Source organism: Sphingorhabdus sp. YGSMI21 (assembly GCF_002776575.1).
Lineage (GTDB): Bacteria > Pseudomonadota > Alphaproteobacteria > Sphingomonadales > Sphingomonadaceae > Parasphingorhabdus.
Map to the genome: position 1 here is coordinate 1,949,252 of NZ_CP022548.1, position 16,800 is coordinate 1,966,051.

General features: G+C 59.0%; 14 protein-coding genes. 8 read left to right on the forward strand and 6 right to left on the reverse strand.

What is annotated here, in order from left to right:
- The first annotated feature begins 192 nt into the window (after positions 1–192).
- The 5 genes from CHN51_RS09565 to CHN51_RS09585 all read left to right on the forward strand — a co-directional run bounded on the left by CHN51_RS09565 (position 193) and on the right by CHN51_RS09585 (position 7,364).
- The gene (locus CHN51_RS09565; RefSeq protein ID WP_164089082.1) at positions 193–1,800 is read left to right on the forward strand and encodes an EAL domain-containing protein; all 1,608 of its coding nucleotides are present in this window, start codon (positions 193–195) and stop codon (positions 1,798–1,800) included.
- Between the two features lie 4 nt (positions 1,801–1,804).
- Complete coding sequence (locus tag CHN51_RS09570) at positions 1,805–2,524, forward strand: hypothetical protein (RefSeq protein ID WP_123906291.1); 720 nt, start codon at positions 1,805–1,807, stop codon at positions 2,522–2,524.
- A 451-nt stretch (positions 2,525–2,975) separates the two neighbouring features.
- Positions 2,976–3,671, forward strand: a complete 696-nt coding sequence (locus tag CHN51_RS09575) for a response regulator transcription factor (protein ID WP_100093816.1) — start codon at positions 2,976–2,978, stop codon at positions 3,669–3,671.
- 2 nt (positions 3,672–3,673) lie between these two features.
- Positions 3,674–5,041: a FecR domain-containing protein gene (locus CHN51_RS09580; RefSeq protein WP_100093817.1), complete on the forward strand. Its 1,368-nt coding sequence runs from the start codon at positions 3,674–3,676 to the stop codon at positions 5,039–5,041.
- Between the two features lie 49 nt (positions 5,042–5,090).
- On the forward strand, positions 5,091–7,364 hold the full coding sequence (locus CHN51_RS09585; RefSeq protein WP_164089084.1) for a CHASE2 domain-containing protein: 2,274 nt from the start codon (positions 5,091–5,093) through the stop codon (positions 7,362–7,364).
- A gap of 1 nt (position 7,365) precedes the next feature.
- Here the strand turns inward: CHN51_RS09585 and CHN51_RS09590 are convergent, their stop codons facing one another.
- From CHN51_RS09590 to CHN51_RS09610, 5 genes are all read right to left on the reverse strand, one after another.
- A complete protein-coding gene (locus CHN51_RS09590; protein ID WP_123906292.1) occupies positions 7,366–7,917 on the reverse strand; it encodes a hypothetical protein in 552 nt (183 codons plus the stop codon).
- Positions 7,918–8,002: 85 nt separating this feature from the next.
- Positions 8,003–8,236: a hypothetical protein gene (locus CHN51_RS09595; RefSeq protein WP_100093820.1), complete on the reverse strand. Its 234-nt coding sequence runs from the start codon at positions 8,234–8,236 to the stop codon at positions 8,003–8,005.
- A gap of 2 nt (positions 8,237–8,238) precedes the next feature.
- Complete coding sequence (locus tag CHN51_RS09600; RefSeq protein ID WP_100093821.1) at positions 8,239–9,612, reverse strand: 3-deoxy-7-phosphoheptulonate synthase class II; 1,374 nt, start codon at positions 9,610–9,612, stop codon at positions 8,239–8,241.
- A gap of 119 nt (positions 9,613–9,731) precedes the next feature.
- Positions 9,732–11,060 (reverse strand): cell wall hydrolase, encoded by a 1,329-nt coding sequence (locus tag CHN51_RS09605; RefSeq protein ID WP_240616677.1) that lies wholly within the window; start codon positions 11,058–11,060, stop codon positions 9,732–9,734.
- 119 nt (positions 11,061–11,179) lie between these two features.
- Complete coding sequence (locus CHN51_RS09610) at positions 11,180–12,613, reverse strand: MATE family efflux transporter (RefSeq protein WP_164089086.1); 1,434 nt, start codon at positions 12,611–12,613, stop codon at positions 11,180–11,182.
- Between the two features lie 38 nt (positions 12,614–12,651).
- Between CHN51_RS09610 and CHN51_RS09615 the strand changes: the two genes are divergently transcribed.
- From CHN51_RS09615 to CHN51_RS09625, 3 genes are read left to right on the forward strand one after another with little or no spacing between them, the layout of a single operon-like run.
- The gene (locus CHN51_RS09615; RefSeq protein ID WP_240616678.1) at positions 12,652–13,857 is read left to right on the forward strand and encodes a DUF2891 domain-containing protein; all 1,206 of its coding nucleotides are present in this window, start codon (positions 12,652–12,654) and stop codon (positions 13,855–13,857) included.
- Positions 13,854–15,029 (forward strand): histidine kinase, encoded by a 1,176-nt coding sequence (locus CHN51_RS09620; RefSeq protein WP_100093823.1) that lies wholly within the window; start codon positions 13,854–13,856, stop codon positions 15,027–15,029. Before CHN51_RS09615 ends, CHN51_RS09620 begins: the two co-directional genes overlap by 4 nt.
- Before the next feature lie 2 nt (positions 15,030–15,031).
- Positions 15,032–15,793: a LytTR family DNA-binding domain-containing protein gene (locus tag CHN51_RS09625; RefSeq protein ID WP_164089088.1), complete on the forward strand. Its 762-nt coding sequence runs from the start codon at positions 15,032–15,034 to the stop codon at positions 15,791–15,793.
- Here CHN51_RS09625 and CHN51_RS09630 read toward each other — a convergent pair.
- Positions 15,751–16,791 carry a CaiB/BaiF CoA-transferase family protein gene (locus tag CHN51_RS09630; RefSeq protein ID WP_100093825.1) on the reverse strand — a complete coding sequence of 347 codons (1,041 nt, stop codon included), beginning with the start codon at positions 16,789–16,791 and terminating at the stop codon, positions 15,751–15,753. The genes CHN51_RS09625 and CHN51_RS09630 overlap by 43 nt on opposite strands.
- Between the last annotated feature and the right edge of the window lie 9 nt (positions 16,792–16,800).

Consider the following 16,800-nt stretch of genomic DNA (forward strand, 5'->3'; position numbering starts at 1 on the left):
TGTTGGCTGGGGCTCCTGCCACCCCAACCAACTTTCCTTCACCGAGCGTTCGCAGGCACGTGTTTCCGTAGCCTTGCTGGCCGACTTCCCGCGCAATCTCCCGAAATGGAATCTCTTCAGGGCTTAATTTCCCGCTCCTGTTCCGTAAATTAAATGTCCGGGCATGATGCGCCGCGGTATCGGGAGCTGTCTTTGGATTTTCGCAGAATATTTTCCGACAAGGAATATGCACCGCGGCGTGATCTGGCGATCATCCTGTTGCTCTATCTGGTGATTCTGGCTGCTTCTCTGGCTTTTGATTCATTTGACCATGTTATCGACTTTGTCGAGCAGCATGAGGACTGGGAAATTGACGAAGCCCTGACCGGTTTGCTGTTGCTGCCGATTGCGCTGGGAATATTCGCCGCGCGCCGTCTTTCGGAAGCCAAAAAGGAACTCAAGCTCAGGCTTCTGGCAGAAAAGCAGGCGCACGAGATGGCGTTGCACGATCCGCTGACCGGACTGCCCAACCGCCGCAAGGCCAATATGGTGATAGAAGCCGCGCTCAAACAGGCTGACAGCGCCCCTGTCACCTTGCTCGCGATTGATCTCAACCGGTTCAAGCCGGTCAACGATCTCTATGGCCACCAGGCCGGTGACCAATTGTTGCTGGCCGTCGGCGAGCGATTGAAGGCCGCTGTGGCAGACGACGGCTTGATCAGCCGGATAGGCGGCGATGAATTTTGCGCGATGCTCAGTGGCATTCCCGCTGGCGACCAGTTGATCCGCAAGGTCGAAACCCTGTCGGAGGTTTTCGAAACGCCTTTTCTGCTGGGCGATCTGTCGGTTGTGGTGAGCGCGAGCATAGGCGTGGTTACAACCGATGTCCCCGCTACCCCGCTCGATAGTCTTTTCTCCCAGGCGGACGCAGCCATGTACCGCTGCAAGGGCACCGGCCGCAATGAAATTGCCTTTTTCGAAGCCGGTATGGAGCAAGCGGCGATCCAGCGGGCGAAGATCGAAACCGATTTGCGCACAGCCATTGTCGAAGGTGAAATCCGGCCTTTCTTCCAGCCATTGGTCAATCTCTATGACGGCGAAATTCTCGGCTTCGAGGCATTGGCCCGCTGGCATATGGCGGATGGCACGATGCGCATGCCAGACGATTTCATCACCATCGCAGAGGAAACCGGACTGATATCGGATCTGTTCTTCGTGATATTAAAAGCGGCCGCGATTGAAGCGAAAAACTGGCCGGTCGGATTGCATTTTGCGGTCAATCTTTCTCCCGTCCAGTTTGGCGACGAGTGGCTTGTCGAACGCATATTGCAGACTCTGGTCGACGTTGGCGTGGCGCCGGGTCGCCTTGAAATAGAAATTACCGAAAGCGCATTGGTCAGCGATCTAGACGTCGCGCGCAATGTTATCGTGTCGCTCAAAAACCAGGGTATCAACATATCACTGGATGATTTCGGCACCGGCTATTCCTCGCTGCGTCACCTGTCGGAACTGCCTTTCGACAAGTTGAAAATCGATCGGTCTTTTGTCCATGGCATCGAAACAAATTCCGCTTCGCAATCGATTGTCCGCGCCGTGACCGCGCTGGCGCATAATCTTGGGCTGCAGGTGACCGCCGAAGGCATTGAAACCTACGACAATGCGAAGAGCGTGATGGATTCCGGCTGTGATATCGGCCAGGGCTTTCTGTACGGTCGGCCCAGCCGGGGTGGGCAACTGGCGCTGCCTGACGGTAGCCGTTTGGAAACCGGCGGCGAGTCGCAGGATGATTCGGTCAAGCCGCACGACGAAAAAGCGGCTTGAAAATATGACCCGGAGATCGAACCTTTCCGCCGCGATGGCGTCGGTGCTTCTGCTCTGCGCCAGCCCGGCCCTGGCCGGTGAAGGCCGGGTCGATCAGGCCGAAGGGCTGGAGATTGAAGCAGACGCGTTGGAGATCGAGTTCCAGACAATATTTGTTCCCGCTGGCAATGGCGCGAAGGGCGAATGGAAATTCGCTCCGACAATAGAATATGGGTTGAGCGATGCGCTCTCGGTCGGGCTGGAATTCGAGTTCGAGAAAGAATCCGGCGAACCGGCTCTTTTGACCGAAATTGGTGTACAGGCGAAACTGGCGCTGATCAGTCCCGAAGATGCTCCGGTCGGCCTTGGTTTTCAGTCTTCGCTGATTTTCGATCGATCGGCCGATGTTGGATTTGAAACCTATATCATCGCCGAACATGACGGCGAGAAGATCGACGTCATCGGCAATCTGGTTATTTCCGCGGAACCGGGCGACTGGTCCGAACTGTCCGCCAGCTATGTCGGCCGGCTGGATCATGCGATAGACGACAGATATGCACTGGGCCTGGAAAGTGGCGGCGAACTATCCGGCGAGACAAAGGGCAGGCATTGGCTGGGGCCCGTGTTCAGCATGTCCCCGAAAGAAGGCGGCCTGGTCCCGGCTGTAGAATTTTCGATATTCGCTCCCCTGACCGGCAAGACGCCCGATGTACAGATGAAACTGGAGCTCGATTGGGAATTCTAGCCGCCAGATATACTGTCCGCGGGTGCTGCACGGTCGATCCTGTCTGTCTTGTAAACGGGGACATGCATTTGTTGGCTTCGTCCGTCGATTGTATCGGGAGCAGGCCGGAGGCGCTGGCCGTGATCGGTTGTAATCGGGGCAATCCGGTGCCTGACGTTCGAAGCCGATAATGAAAATCGTGGAACTTGTAAATTTGAAGCCGGAACATGTCCGTTCGGTTTCCGGAGCGGACTGAATGCGATTTATGGTGAATGTCGCCAAAATCCCAGCTTTGTCGCGTTGCGGGGGTGCGGATCAGGCGCTGATCAAGAAGCGAATATGTAAACGGTTGTAAATAGGCATCCAAACTTCTGGTAAATCTTCTGTAAATGATAGTAAAACCCAAATCATAAAGCGATGATTAAAAGCAATGTTACCGTATCAAGGCTAGTTGGCCGCTGGGAGAATTAAAATGCGAATTGCGATAGCGGACGATGATTCGGAAATTATCGAGTTTCTGGGAAAAATCGTGGAAGCACAGGGATATGTCTATGTCGGCTATCCCGATGGCACGGCGCTGTCCAATGCTCTGTTGCGCGATACGTTCGACCTCGTGATCCTCGACTGGAACATGCCGGGCAAAAATGGCCTGGAAATATTGCAGTGGATGGAAGGCGCGGTTGAGGATCGCCCGCCGGTAATCATGATGACCAGCCGTTCGGCAAAGCAGGATATCAGCGATGCGCTGAATGCCGGTGCCGATGACTATATCACCAAGCCGGAGGACAAGAATGTCATCGCCGCCCGGATCAACGCCCTGTTGCGGCGGAACAGCGGCGCGTCGGCCATGGAGACCACGGCTGAATATGGCGATTATCTGCTCAATCGTATCGAGCAGACGGTCAGGCATGGCGACGAGGAGATCGCCCTCACGGCGAAAGAGTTCGAACTCACCGATCTGATGTTCCGCAACCGTGACCGGACATTGTCGCGCCGCTATATCATGGAGACCGTCTGGCGTACCAACGCGCATCTTGCGACCCGGACGCTCGACATGCATGTATCGCGGATTCGGTCCAAGCTTTCGCTGAAACCGGAAAACGGGTTTCGGATTTTCACGGTTTTCGGCTATGGCTACAGATTGGAGACGTTCAGTAACGGAGGGTAATAGTGTTTGAAGAATTCCGGAATTGGATTCCTTCATCGGGCCTTCGCCTTTTGGTTGCGCTGTGCATCTGCGCCCTGGCCTTCGCACCCGGCGAAACCGCTGCCCAGAAGAAATCCGATGCGGAGCAAATCACCTATGTTTTCAAGCGCGGTGATACCCTGTTCAGCCTGGCGAACAAATATTTGCGCAAATGGTCCGACTATGTCGCCGTCCAGCGACTCAACCGGATCGCCGATCCGCATAATATGCCGGTCGGAACATCCCTGCGGATTCCGGTCTCCCTGCTGAAATATCGCCCCAGCGAAGCACGGTTGAGCGCGTTTCGCGGGAATGTCTCGATCGCTTCGGGGGGGCAGAACCGCGCGCCGGTCGCCGGCATGAACATCGGCGAGGGCAGCGATATCAGGACCGCTGCGCGCAGTTTCATGACACTGCAACTGGAAGACGGGTCGCAGGTTTCCCTGCCGTCCAACAGTCAGGTCCGGATCACCCGTCTGCGTCATATCCTGCTGACCGACAGCATCGACTATGAACTCGCGGTCGACAAGGGGCGGATCAGATCGAAAGTGGCACCGCTGGACAAAAAGGCGGACCGCTATCGTGTCCGCACCCCGGTGGCGGTCTCTGCCGTCCGCGGCACCGACTATCGGACCCGGGTCGATGACGTTTCCGGCACGGCCTTTTCCGAAACGGTTGAAGGCGAAGTGGTTGTGGCTGCGGGCGAAAGCCTGAACGGCGCGACACTGGTGGCGATACCGGCCGGTACCGGCGCGGCCGCGACCGCGAGCGGAGCGCTGGCGAAGGCCGAACTGCTGCCACCGCCGGAACTGCTGGACCCGGCAAAAGTGCAGTCGGAGGCGGAACTGCTGTTCGCCGTCGAACCCGGCCCATCGGCCGTCGGCTACCGGATCATCATCGCCTCCGATGCCGGATTTGTGGATATCGTCGCCGAAGCACAGGTGTCGGGCACGCAGCTGGCGCTGCCGACGCTTCCAAACGGACGCTATTTTGCCAAGCTGACGGCCCTTGCTCCGGACGGCTTCGAGGGCATGCCCGCGACCTACAGCTTCAAGCGCCAGCTCAGCACGCTGGGCGGCAGCGCCGATGCCGGCGATTTCGGCTATCGCTTCAAATGGTTTGGCGAGGGCGAGGGAGAAAGATTCTACCGGCTCCAGATCCTGAAAGACAGTAAGACATCCGTCCCGATCATTGATGAAGCGGGGCTGTCGACCGATACCGTCACCCTGTCGGATCTGGCGGACGGCGAATATTACTGGCGCGTCGGTGTGATCCAGTTTTCCAGTGATCCCGAAGATCCGGAAGCGATCGAGAAATGGACCGAATTCGAAAAACTGACCGTGGCCAACTAGCGGTCCGGGCCCGGCTTTTGACCGTTTCCCCGACATGGCGCTTGCGCCGATGAGATTGCGCCAGCGCCTGGTTGTGGAATGGCTGGCCGTGGCCCTGCTGGCGTCCTGCATGGTAGTGGCTCTGGGCTATTGGGACAGCCTGTCGCGCTTCGACAATCTGGTCTATGACCAGCTGTCCGGCATTGATCGCCCGGACCCTTCGCCCGACGTCCTGATCGTCGAGATCGATGAAGACAGTCTCGCCGCCTTTGGCCAGTGGCCGTGGCCGCGGCAAAGGCATGCGCAGCTGTTCGAGCAGCTGGCGACTGGCAACCCGAAGGCCATTGGTTTCGATATTTTGCTCAGCGAACCCGGCGAATCCGGAGCGGATCAGGAACTGGCGCAGGCGATGGCGGGACTCACCAACCTGTTCCTGCCGCTGCATTTCGTGTTCCCCGGCAGCAATGGTGCGGCCTATGATGTAAGACAGCCGATTGCGCCTTTCACCGAGGCTGCGACCGGACTGGGGCATGTGAATCTCGTGTTCGACACCGACGGGGTCGTTCGCCGCGCCAATCTGTGCTTCGGCGACAAGCCGTCGGGGACCGACTGGCCCCATTTGATGGAGAAGATCTATCAGGCGGTCGAGGGCAATGCCTCTCCGGCCTTTGCGCGGCTGGTCAGTTGCGACCAAAGACTGCTGATGCCCTTTGCAGAGCGGGGTGCCTATCAGTCAATACCCTACGCCGCGCTGGCAAACGGGCAGGTCCCGTCCGCCTTCGTGCAGGACAAGATCATATTGATCGGTGCAACGGCGAACGGCATGGGCGACCAATATCCCGTCCCGCTGGGTGATGGCGGCACTCTGGCCGGGGTTGAAATCATGGCCAATCTGTACAGCACGCTTGTGCGCGATGATTTCATCCGGCCGATCTCCTTTATCCAGCAACTGCTGCTCTCGCTGTTGCCGGTCTGGATATTGCTGCTCGGTTTCTGGCGATGGCGTCCGCGGACCACGATCATTGTCTCCTTTTCCCTGATATTGACGATATTGCTGGCCAGTGCCCTGCTCATGCATTTCTCCCTCTGGTTCGCGCCGGGAACCGCCCTGCTGGGCGTTTTGATCGTATATCCCGTCTGGGGCTGGCGTCGTTTGCAGGCGACAAGCGATTTTATGGATGGCGAACTGAAGCATTTCGGCCGCTCGAAGGTCGACATACCGATCATGCGAACGGAACTCGGGCCTGTCGATGTGATCACCGGTCAGGCGGAACAGCTGACCCATGCGATATCCCATGTCCGTGATTTGCGGCGCTTCATTAGCGATGCGCTCAGAAATCTGCCCGATCCGATGTTCATCACCGATCTTCGGGGCAAGGTGACCTTCGTCAATCGGCTGGCACAGACCGGGATGGAAGACGGGGCTCAGGATCTGGCTCTGGACGACATGCTCGACCGCTTTGTCTCGGCTGACGACTTGCAGGAGGTGAAGGATTATCTCGACCAGAAGAGCAGGCCGACAAAGCAGGATTATGTCGAATTTACCTCAAGTGACGGCCGGATTTTCGCCATGCGGCGCGCGCCGGTCGCGTCGGACGAGGGGTTGTTGAGAGGATATATCCATTATCTGGCCGATATCACGGAAGTGGCCAATGCCGCTCAGCAGCGGGAAGAGGTGCTGCAACTGCTCTCCCATGACATGCGGGCACCACAGGCAGCGATTCTGGCGCTTCTGGACGGCAGGGAGGCCGATGAGACGACCGGCCGGATCGAGGGGCATGCGCGTCGTACCCTGGCGCTGGCGGACAATTTCGTCGGGTTGGCACGAATCGATGCGAGCGAGTTTTCCGGCGAGGATATATTGCTCGCGGAACTGGTCGAGGAGGCCAACGACAGTCTCTGGCCCCTCGGACATGCGCGGGGCATCCGCTGCGAAGTCGATGACCAGTCGGATGGCGCCTTTGTCCATGTCGAGCCTTCAAGCCTCTACCGCTCCTTCGTCAACCTGATCGACAATGCGATCAAATATAGCCCGGATGACGGCCTTGTAACGATAGCGATCCGGGTCACCGAACTGGACGGGGAGCCATTTGTCTCGGTTGCCATATCAGACCAGGGCGAGGGCATATCCGAAGGGATACTCGGCCAGCTCTTCGAACGGTTCGCGAGCGATGACAGAATGGCGAATTCCTCCATAAAGGGCGCCGGCCTGGGGTTGAATTTTGTTGCCAAGGTGATCGCCAGACACGGCGGTCATATCAGGGGAGAGAACCGCCGTGATGGTGGTGCCTGCTTCACCGTGCTGTTGCCGCTGGCCCCCGATCTCGAGGATCAGGACGAGTGAATCACTCGACGCCCTGACGCGTGCGGACCGTGCTGCGCGGGTTACCGGTCACTTCCCTGTCGAGACCCGAGAGGGCGGACTCGATCAGGAACGGCAGAGACTGGGCTATCGTGCCCTTGCAATGATATTCTGCAGCGCTGCCGGAATAGAGTTTTTTGCCGCGAACTTGGTCAAAAAGGCTGACCGTCAGCCGATGTTCGCGGTCCTTGCAGGACTGAAAAGTCTTCTGCTTTTTCGCTGCAGAAATTGACTGCTCGGCATTCTCGGCACCGGCATCGACCGCGATATCGGCAGGCCGGTTGGAAAGCGCGACATGGAGCAGGATTGATGCGTCCGGAGAGGATTCATAGCCTCTTTGACTGAGCGATTTGGCGACCATATCCCGGGCCAGCGCCAGATCACGATTGGCGACAGCATCGTCGGGAGAGGTGGTGAATTTTTTCTGGGCAGGTGCAGCTATCACCTGATGCGTCTGGACACGGGTTTCTATCGGACCGGCACAGCCGGAAACCGCCACTGCGCTCGCCAATATCCATGAGAGTGATCGGATCATCACATTCTCCGCTGATTTCATTCAATGTGAATGGATAGTCCGCCAAGCCGGAAAAGTCACGCACATTGGCTCGCGCTTTTCGGGTCTATCGGGTGAGCGCGTAGTAGATCACATAGAACCAGGAGAAAAATCCGTGGATGATCGCCCAGAGGATCGACTTGTGCGTGGTGAAGCTGATGGCGATCGCCAGCGCGCTGCCGAAGCCGACACCCTTGCTGACGATCTCCTTGCGGACGTAGGTGGCTCCTCTACGCATCGGCGATTCTCCTGGCGCATAATCTTCAGGGCGCATCCGTTCCGGCTTGATCTTGTCTGCCATGATCAGGCGGCTTCCCGCGCCCGGTCGGACAGTTCCTGATTGAGCATTTCAGCAAGCAGGAAGGCGAGCTCCAGCGATTGTGCGGCGTTGAGACGCGGATCGCAATGCGTATGATAGCGATCGCCGAGCGATGCATCAGTGATGGCCACGCCGCCGCCGGTGCATTCGGTCACATTCTGGCCGGTCATTTCGCAATGGATGCCGCCTGCAAATGTACCCTCGGCCCGATGCACGGCAAAAAAGCCGCGCACTTCGCTGAGGATGCGATCGAACGGCCGCGTTTTGTAGCCGCTTTCCGCCTTGATGACATTGCCGTGCATCGGATCGCAGGACCAGATGACCGGATGGCCCGACTTTTTGACGGCCCGCACCAGAGGAGGCAGACCGCTTTCGATCTTGTCGTGACCAAAGCGCGTGATCAGCGTGATCCGGCCGGGTTCGCGCGCCGGATTGAGTGTGTCGAGCATTTTCAGCAGCGCGTCCGGTGTCAGCGACGGACCGCATTTCAGCCCGATCGGGTTGCCGATACCACGCAGGAACTCGACATGGGCAGAACCCTCGAAACGCGTCCGGTCGCCGATCCACAGGAAATGCGCGCTGGTATCATACCAGTCGCCGGTCAGACTGTCCTGACGGGTCAGGCACTGCTCATAGGGCAGCAACAGCGCTTCGTGACTGGTGTAGAAAGAGGTCGCCTTCAGCTGCGGCACGGTGTCCGGATTGATGCCGCAGGCTTCCATGAAGGACAGGGCTTCGCCGATCCGGTCCGCCATTTCCTCGAATTTCTTCGCCCACGGGCTGCGCGCCATGAAATCATGGGTCCAGCCGTGGACCTGCTTGAGATTGGCATAGCCGCCGGTCGAGAAAGCCCGGAGCAGGTTGAGCGTCGCCGCGGCCTGGTTATAGGCCCGGATCATCCGCTCGGGATCCGGATCGCGGCGGTTGGCGTCAAATTCGATGCCGTTAATGATATCGCCGCGATAGCTGGGCAGCTCGACGCCATCCTGCACTTCGACATTGGAAGAACGCGGCTTGGCAAACTGGCCCGCCATCCGGCCGACCTTCACGATGGGCAGCTTTGACGCATAGGTCAGGACTACCGCCATCTGGAGGATGACGCGGAATGTGTCGCGAATATTGTTCGGATGAAACTCTGCGAAGCTTTCCGCGCAGTCTCCGCCTTGCAGCAGAAATGCCTTGCCGGCTGCTACTTCAGCGAGGTCCTGTTTCAGACTGCGCGCTTCACCGGCAAAGACCAGCGGCGGATAGCTGCCGAGCAGCTCTTCCGTTTCCGCGAGTTTTGTGGCGTCCGGATATTCGGGCATGTGCAGCCCTTTAAAATCCCGCCAGCTATTTGCCGTCCAATTTGTCGCCATTAGAGCGCTCCGCTTCATTTCCAATAAAATCGAGAGCCTTTAGGCGGGAGTCAAGGGCGATGGCAAGGGAAACCCATTGTTGGTTGCCGGCGAAACTATCGGAGAACTGCCGGTTCGGACTAGCTGCCGGGTTTTTTCTTCCAGCTACCGCTGTCGCGGAACTCTGGTTTGATCTGGCTGGCATCGGGCAAGCGCTGTCCGGCATAGGCCTGATCGCCGCCTTTCGCTCTTGCCTGGGCGCTATAATCGGGTGCCTTGTAGGAGCGGGGTGCGTGTATATCGAGCGCCGGCGCAGACCGGTCATTGCGACGAGCACTGTCGGCAGCGAGCGCAGCCGCTCGCTCGGACTGGACGGCTTCCGCCTCTGCCTTGCGCCGCGCTGCCTCATAGGCTCTTTCCAGTGCAATCGGGTCGAGCGAGGGCACAGCGCCATAGTCACGGGCGGCATCCTGGCGGCGGGTGTTCGGTACCGGTAGCGGTTCTCCGCCCCGGTATTTCTGGCTGAACGCACTGGCCTGTCCGGCATTGCCTTTCCAGCTGTAGAAGCGGTGGGCGCCGACCGTACCGAGAAAGCGCAGGCTTGGTGCCCAATAGGGGTAGACATAGCTGGCGTGATAATGGGTGGCAGTGCCGACCGTCGTGTAGCTCTTGCCGGCCAATGCTTCCGCGGCGACCTTTTTCGCGCGGTTCCAGTGGAAGCTTGCTGCCTTGCGCCGCAGCGAGCCATCGCAAGTATAGGTAAACTGGCAGCCGGTCGTCCGCTCGCTGCCCTGATAGATCACGCCGCATACTGTGCCCGGATAGCTGGGGTGGCGGACCCGGTTCAATATCACCTGTGCAACGGCGCGCTGGCCCGCATCGGGTTCCATCCCCGCTTCATAGTATATGGCCTGTGCGAGACAGTATAGCGCCCGGCTGTCATCCGTCGCCGAGCCACGGAAAGATGTTTGCCGGATGTGATGGACTGCAGATGCCTGATCCGCTCCATTGCCGGCCACATCCGTCAGACCGTCGATGGTCCCGCTTCCCGGCGCGGCGAGCGGGTCGATGCCCAGCGCGTCATAATTTTGCGGGATCGCATAATCGGGGTCGATAAAATAGAAGGCGGAGCCGGCAAAATTCTCTTCCGCCCGCTCGACCGGCTGCAATCGCGAATCGCTGGGTCTGTACTGCTGCGCGTCGACGCTCGATTGGGGCATGGTGGCCGGAATCAGGATCAGGCTTACAAGAAACAGCGCCGTCAAAATCCGTTCGCGGATCGATAGCCTCGCGAAGGATCTGGCCGGTTTGGCGGCTTGCGGCGACGTGCTATCCACGGCCTCCGGACGGGGTTGCGCGTCTTCCGCACCCGGATCTTTTCCAACCAGCGGTTCCGGGTGCCGGACAGCATTCCCGTAGTCGGGAATATTGCTGCTCAGAGGCGGGACATAGGGTGGAGGTACGCGCACGTGCTTTTAATGCCTATTTGGCCCAAGCGGGCAGGTGTGGCGGGATATAGCCGTTTATTGCGGCTCCTGCGCGAGGCTTTAACATGCTGTTCCAACATGGGACGCGCCGGGCGTGAATATTAACCGGTTAACGCCGTGTCCCGGGCCTGCCGGCGCACCAGAGATTGTGCGATCATATAGCCCGCTATGCCGAATATTATCCCGCCAATCGCCGGAGCAAGGATGATCCCGTCCAGCCCGTAATATTCGCGACCCAGCCAGAGAAAGGGGAGGAGGCCCAGCGTGTTGCGCAGCCAGTTCATCAGCGTGGACCAGCCGGGATGGCCGAGATTGTTGCAGGCGGCGTTGCTGATGAACAACATGCCGTTGAAGAAAAACAGGGGGGTCAGCAGCAGGGCGAACAGCGTGAAGACGTGTCGCCCTTGCCCGACCAGGTTGAATATGTCGCTGATCGGTCCGCTGAGCAAGTATAGGATCGGCCAGATCAGCAATGTATAGGCGAAAGCGAACAGCGTCGCCTGGCGGATCGTCGTGCGGACCCGGTCAAATTTCAGCGCGCCGAAATTCTGGCCGATAATCGGTCCGACGGCACCGGACAGCGAGAACATCAGGCAGAATGCGACCGGCACGACCCGGCCGACGACCGCAAAGCCGGCGATTACGTCATCGGGATAATCGGCAATGAAACGATAGGAAATGAAGCCACCGATCGGCGTCGCGATATTGGTCAGGACCGCCGGCAGCAGGATCGCCATGATCGGCCGGATATCGGCGCGAAAATGGGGCATGGAGAAGCGGTCGAAGCCGCCATAATGTCTGATTATCGTGCCGACTGCGTAGAGGGCCGAGACGATTGCTGCGCAGACGCTGGCGACCGCTGCGCCATGGATGCCCCAGTCTAGGCCGAATATGAAAATCGGGTCGAGAATCGCGTTGGTGATGCCCATGCTGAGCGTGACGTGCATCGCGCGTCGGGCAGCGCCATGGGCGCGCAAGAAACCCGAGCAGACCATGGCCGCGACGCTGAACGGCATGAACGGCGCGACGATCCGGATATAGCCGGTTGCCGCCTGGTTGGCCGCACCGTCAGCCCCGGCAAGTTCCAGGATCGCGGGGGCAAAGATGAACAGCAGGACCGCCAGAGGTACCATCATCACCATGCTGAGAACCAGGATATTGGTCAGATAGCGCCGCGCCCGGTCCGGATCGCCCTGGCCGATATGGCGGGCGGCCAGGGCGCTGGTGGCAATCATCAGGCCGATGTGGAAGGCGGTGCCGAAAAACAGGATGGTGGCGGCAAAGCCCATTGCCGCGGTCAGCGCGCTGTTGGCAAGCTGCGCGATGTAGAACAGATCGGCGAAATCCACCAGAAATATGGTCAATATGCCAATGCTGGCGGTCAGCGACATGGTCGTGATATGCTTCAGCGGGCTGCCGGTCAGGAATATCGCAGGTTGGGTCGTGATAATATCTGTTCCACTGCAATTCGCCCTGCCGGAACTGGCAATGGCGGAAAAGATATTTTGCCCTATAGTCTTTTGCCAAGGGGTCAATTCCTCTCTATTGGAAAATAATCTTTGGAGAGCGTCGGATGGTCTATCGAAAAGCACTGGTCGGACTGATGATCGCGACATTGGCCGGTTGTTCCGCAGCGGAGGAAGAAAGTGCGTCCTCGTCGGAAGACCGCGGCGTGTTCGAACGCCGCAATACCGCCCCCGACCCGGCCGACAATGCCCTGAGTCCGCGCAGCGCCGAGCAGGCTTATGCCCGGATCGCGCTCAATTGCATCAACAAGCAATATCCCAACAAGATCAGTCATGTCCTCAACAGCGCTGCCGACGTTGCCGAACCGGCAAAGCTGACGCCGGTGTTCTACGGCTGTTTCGACTGGCACAGCGCAGTACACGGGCACTGGTTGCTGGCCCGCCTCTGGGGACAGGATCTGGTCCCCGAAATGGACGAGGAGATTGCCGCGGCGCTGGCAGCGAATTTCACCGCCGAAAAAATTGCCGGCGAACTGGCCTATTTCCAGGCCGCCGACCGCAAGACGTTCGAGCGGCCCTATGGCATCGCATGGTTCCTGCAACTGACCGCCGAATTGCGCGATATCGCGAATGGCGAGGGCGGCAAGGCCGAGCAGGCAAGGCTATGGCTGGCCCGGCTGCAACCGCTGGAAGCCGTGATCGTCGGCAATATCAAGGACTGGTTGCCGAAGTTGGCCTATCCAATCCGGTTGGGGACCCACAACCAGTCCGCCTTCGCCTTTGGTCTGTTCCTAGATTGGGCCGCGCGCAGCGGTGATCGCGAACTGGCCGGTCTGGTGCGCGAGAAGGCCCTGGGTTTCCACCGGCAGGATCGCAATTGCCCGATGGCCTACGAGCCTTCGGGAGAGGATTTTCTGTCTTCCTGCCTGATGGTGGCCGATCTTATGCGACGGGTGATGACTAGCGAGGATTATGCCGACTGGCTGTCGACCTTCCTGCCGGATATCCCCGATAACGGCAGCGATGACTGGCTGGCTGTCGGCATCGTCAACGATCCGACAGACGGCAAGCTGGTGCATCTCGATGGTCTCAACCTGTCGCGGGCGTGGGCTCTGGAAGGCATGGCTTCCGCGCTTCCAGCCAGTGATCCCCGCCGTGCGTCGCTTCTCGCTTCGGCCAGCCTGCACGGCAATTCCGGAGAGCAAGCCGTGCGGACGCCGCATTATTCCGGCAGTCACTGGCTTGCCAGTTTCGCCACCTATTGGCGCACCCGGCGGGGAATTGATGAAAACAGCAGCAATCCGGATTCGTGAAGCCGAATCCCTCCTTTCGACCGGCGAAAGATGCCGGGGCGCAGACACCGTCCCTGTTTAACCGGCTGTTTCCCGTCAATCGCGATCTCGCGATCAAGTCGATATTCGGCGTCTGGTGTGCCTATTTCATCTTTGCGACCAGCCGCGTGCTATATGTAACCCAGGCCAACGCAGATGCACTCTTCGTCCAGCGTATCCTGATGACCAGCATCTGCATCACCTTCACCTGGCTGCTCTACCGGCTGCTGATTTCGGTGCGCCGCAACGGGATGGGCGCTGCCATATTCATGCTCACCGTACCGACCATGATCCTCGCCAATTATATCGCGGTCCTCGACCAGATTGTCTTTGACCATGAAGCCGCATTGTTCGACTTTGCCTATCTGCTCAAGCCGGTCGATTTCGAGTCGTTCGACTGGGCCTATGTACTGGACGAGGCGTTTACCCGATATTTCATTCTGGCCAGCTGGGGCGCGCTCTATCTGGCTCTGTCGCACAGCAAGGACGTGCAGCGAATGATGGTCCACAGCCGGCAACTGGAACGGGTGAACCGGGCGAGCGAATTGCGGGCGCTGCGCTACCAGCTCAACCCCCATTTCGTCTTCAATGCGCTCAACTCTGTCAGCAGCCTGATCATAGACCGGCAGAACGAGCAGGCGGAAAAGCTTGTCGATGATCTGGCCGACTATATGCGGGCCGTGCTGACCGGCGGCGCCCAGGACATGATCACGGTGGAGCAGGAAATTGCCCAGCAGGTTCGCTATCTGGAAATAGAACGCATGCGTTTCCCCCAGCGTCTCCATTATTTTGTCGATATCGAGCCCGCCGCGAATGACTGGAGCATTCCGGCGTTGATCATCCAGCCACTGATCGAAAATGCCGTGAAATTCGGTGTTTCCGGAGCAGACCAGCCACTCAATATCATCATCTCCGTGCGGATCGAGGGGGATCGGCTCCGGATCAGCGTGGCCAATGACGGGAGGGTGGAAATACCGCCCGCAGAGCCATCTGAGCGAACGGCCGGGACCGGAACCGGCCTGACCAATATCCAGAGCCGCTTGCGCGCCTTGTACGGTCAGAATGCGTCGTTGCTTCTGGCCAACAGCAAGGATGGAATGGCCATTGCGACTATCGTCTTGCCCGATCCCTCCCTGATATTCGAGGATATATGAGAATGGCCAATGCGCCGCCATCAGTCCTGATTGTCGATGACGAGCCGCTTGCCCGCACCCGGCTCAAGGCGTTGTGCGAACGGACCCGGCTCTTTGGCGAAATAAGGCTGGCCAATGGCGGACGTCAGGCGGTCGAGAAAATCCGGCGACTGCAACCGGATATTCTGCTGCTCGATGTCGATATGCCGGATTTCTCCGGCCTCAAGGTGGCGGAATTCTGCCTGGATCTGGCCCAGATGCCGGAGATCATCTTCACCACAGCGCACAGCACCTATGCGGTTCAGGCCTTTCGGCTGGAAGCCACCGACTATCTGCTGAAGCCGGTGAAGGAATCCCTGCTGCGCGAGGCAGTGGAACGCGCCATCGCCAATCGGGCACGCGACGAGAATAACCGGGAGCCGGATGTCGTTCAGCGCCTGTGGGTACAGGACGGCAACGGGGCGCTGCAGCTGAACGTTCCGGATATCCAGTGGGTCGAGGCGGAACGCGACTATATGCGACTATATCTGCCCGGCCGAAGCTTTCTGGTGCACCAGTCGATGCGCTCGCTGGAACGACTGTTGCCGGACGAACTGTTTGTCCGTGTCCACCGGTCTACCATCGTGCGCCGCGACTGTATTGCCGAGATCCGCCGCAAGGGCCGAAAGCGCTATGTTATCTTGCAGGACGGCAACCAATTGCCGATTGGCCCCCGATATGCCGAGCGGATTGCCGGTACGGCTCAGGCCGGACGTCTGGGCGAGTCCGACACCGTTACCGAGTAGCGCGGCACCGGCGCTGGCTGTTGCAGCCCGCCGACATCGACAAAGGCCTGCCTCTCGACATTGTGCGGATGTTCCTTGGCCTCGGTCAGCGACAGAACCGGCGCAAAGCAAATATCGGTTCCCTCCATCAGCTCGCACCACTGGTCGCGGGTCTTGGAGCTGAACAGAGCCGTCAGTTTTTCCTTCAATTTCGGCCATTGTTTCGGGTTCATCTGGGCGTCGAATTCGGCATCGTCCGTGAGGCCCGCCACTTGCCGGAGTGCGGCGTAAAATTGCGGTTCAATCGATCCGATCGAGATATATTTTCCATCCGACGTTTCATAGGTGTCATAGAAATGCGCTCCGGTATCGAGCAGGTTGACTCCGCGCTCGTCCTGCCACTGGCCGATATTGTGAAAGTCGAAAATCATCGCCATCAATGCCGCAGAACCATCGCTCATTGCGCAGTCGACAACCTGGCCCGTGCCGCCTGTTTTTGCATGGAGAAGCGCAGAGACCATGCCAAAGGCCAGCATCATGCCGCCGCCGCCAAAATCGCCTACCATGTTGATTGGCGGAGTCGGTTTTTCGCCGGCCCGGCCAAATGCATGAAGAGCACCGGAAATCGAGATATAGTTGATATCGTGCCCCGCCGCGGAGGCGAGCGGTCCATATTGGCCCCAGCCGGTCATCCGGCCATAGACAAGCTGGGGATTGTCGGCGAGCAATATGTCCGGTCCGAGGCCGAGGCGCTCCATGACGCCGGGGCGAAAGCCTTCGATCAGGCCATCGGCATTTCTGACCAGATCGCGGGCCGTCTTGATGCCCTCTTCCGACTTGAGGTCGATTTCGACCAGATTACGGGAACGGGAAAGCGCAAGGCGTGGATCGGGAGCCGCACCCGGACGGTGAAGTACGGTCACGGTCGCGCCCTGGTCGGCCAGCATCATGCCGCAAAAGGGTCCGGGACCGATTCCGGCAAACTCGATGATATTGATGCCTGTAAGTGGTCCTGCCATGTCCTGCTC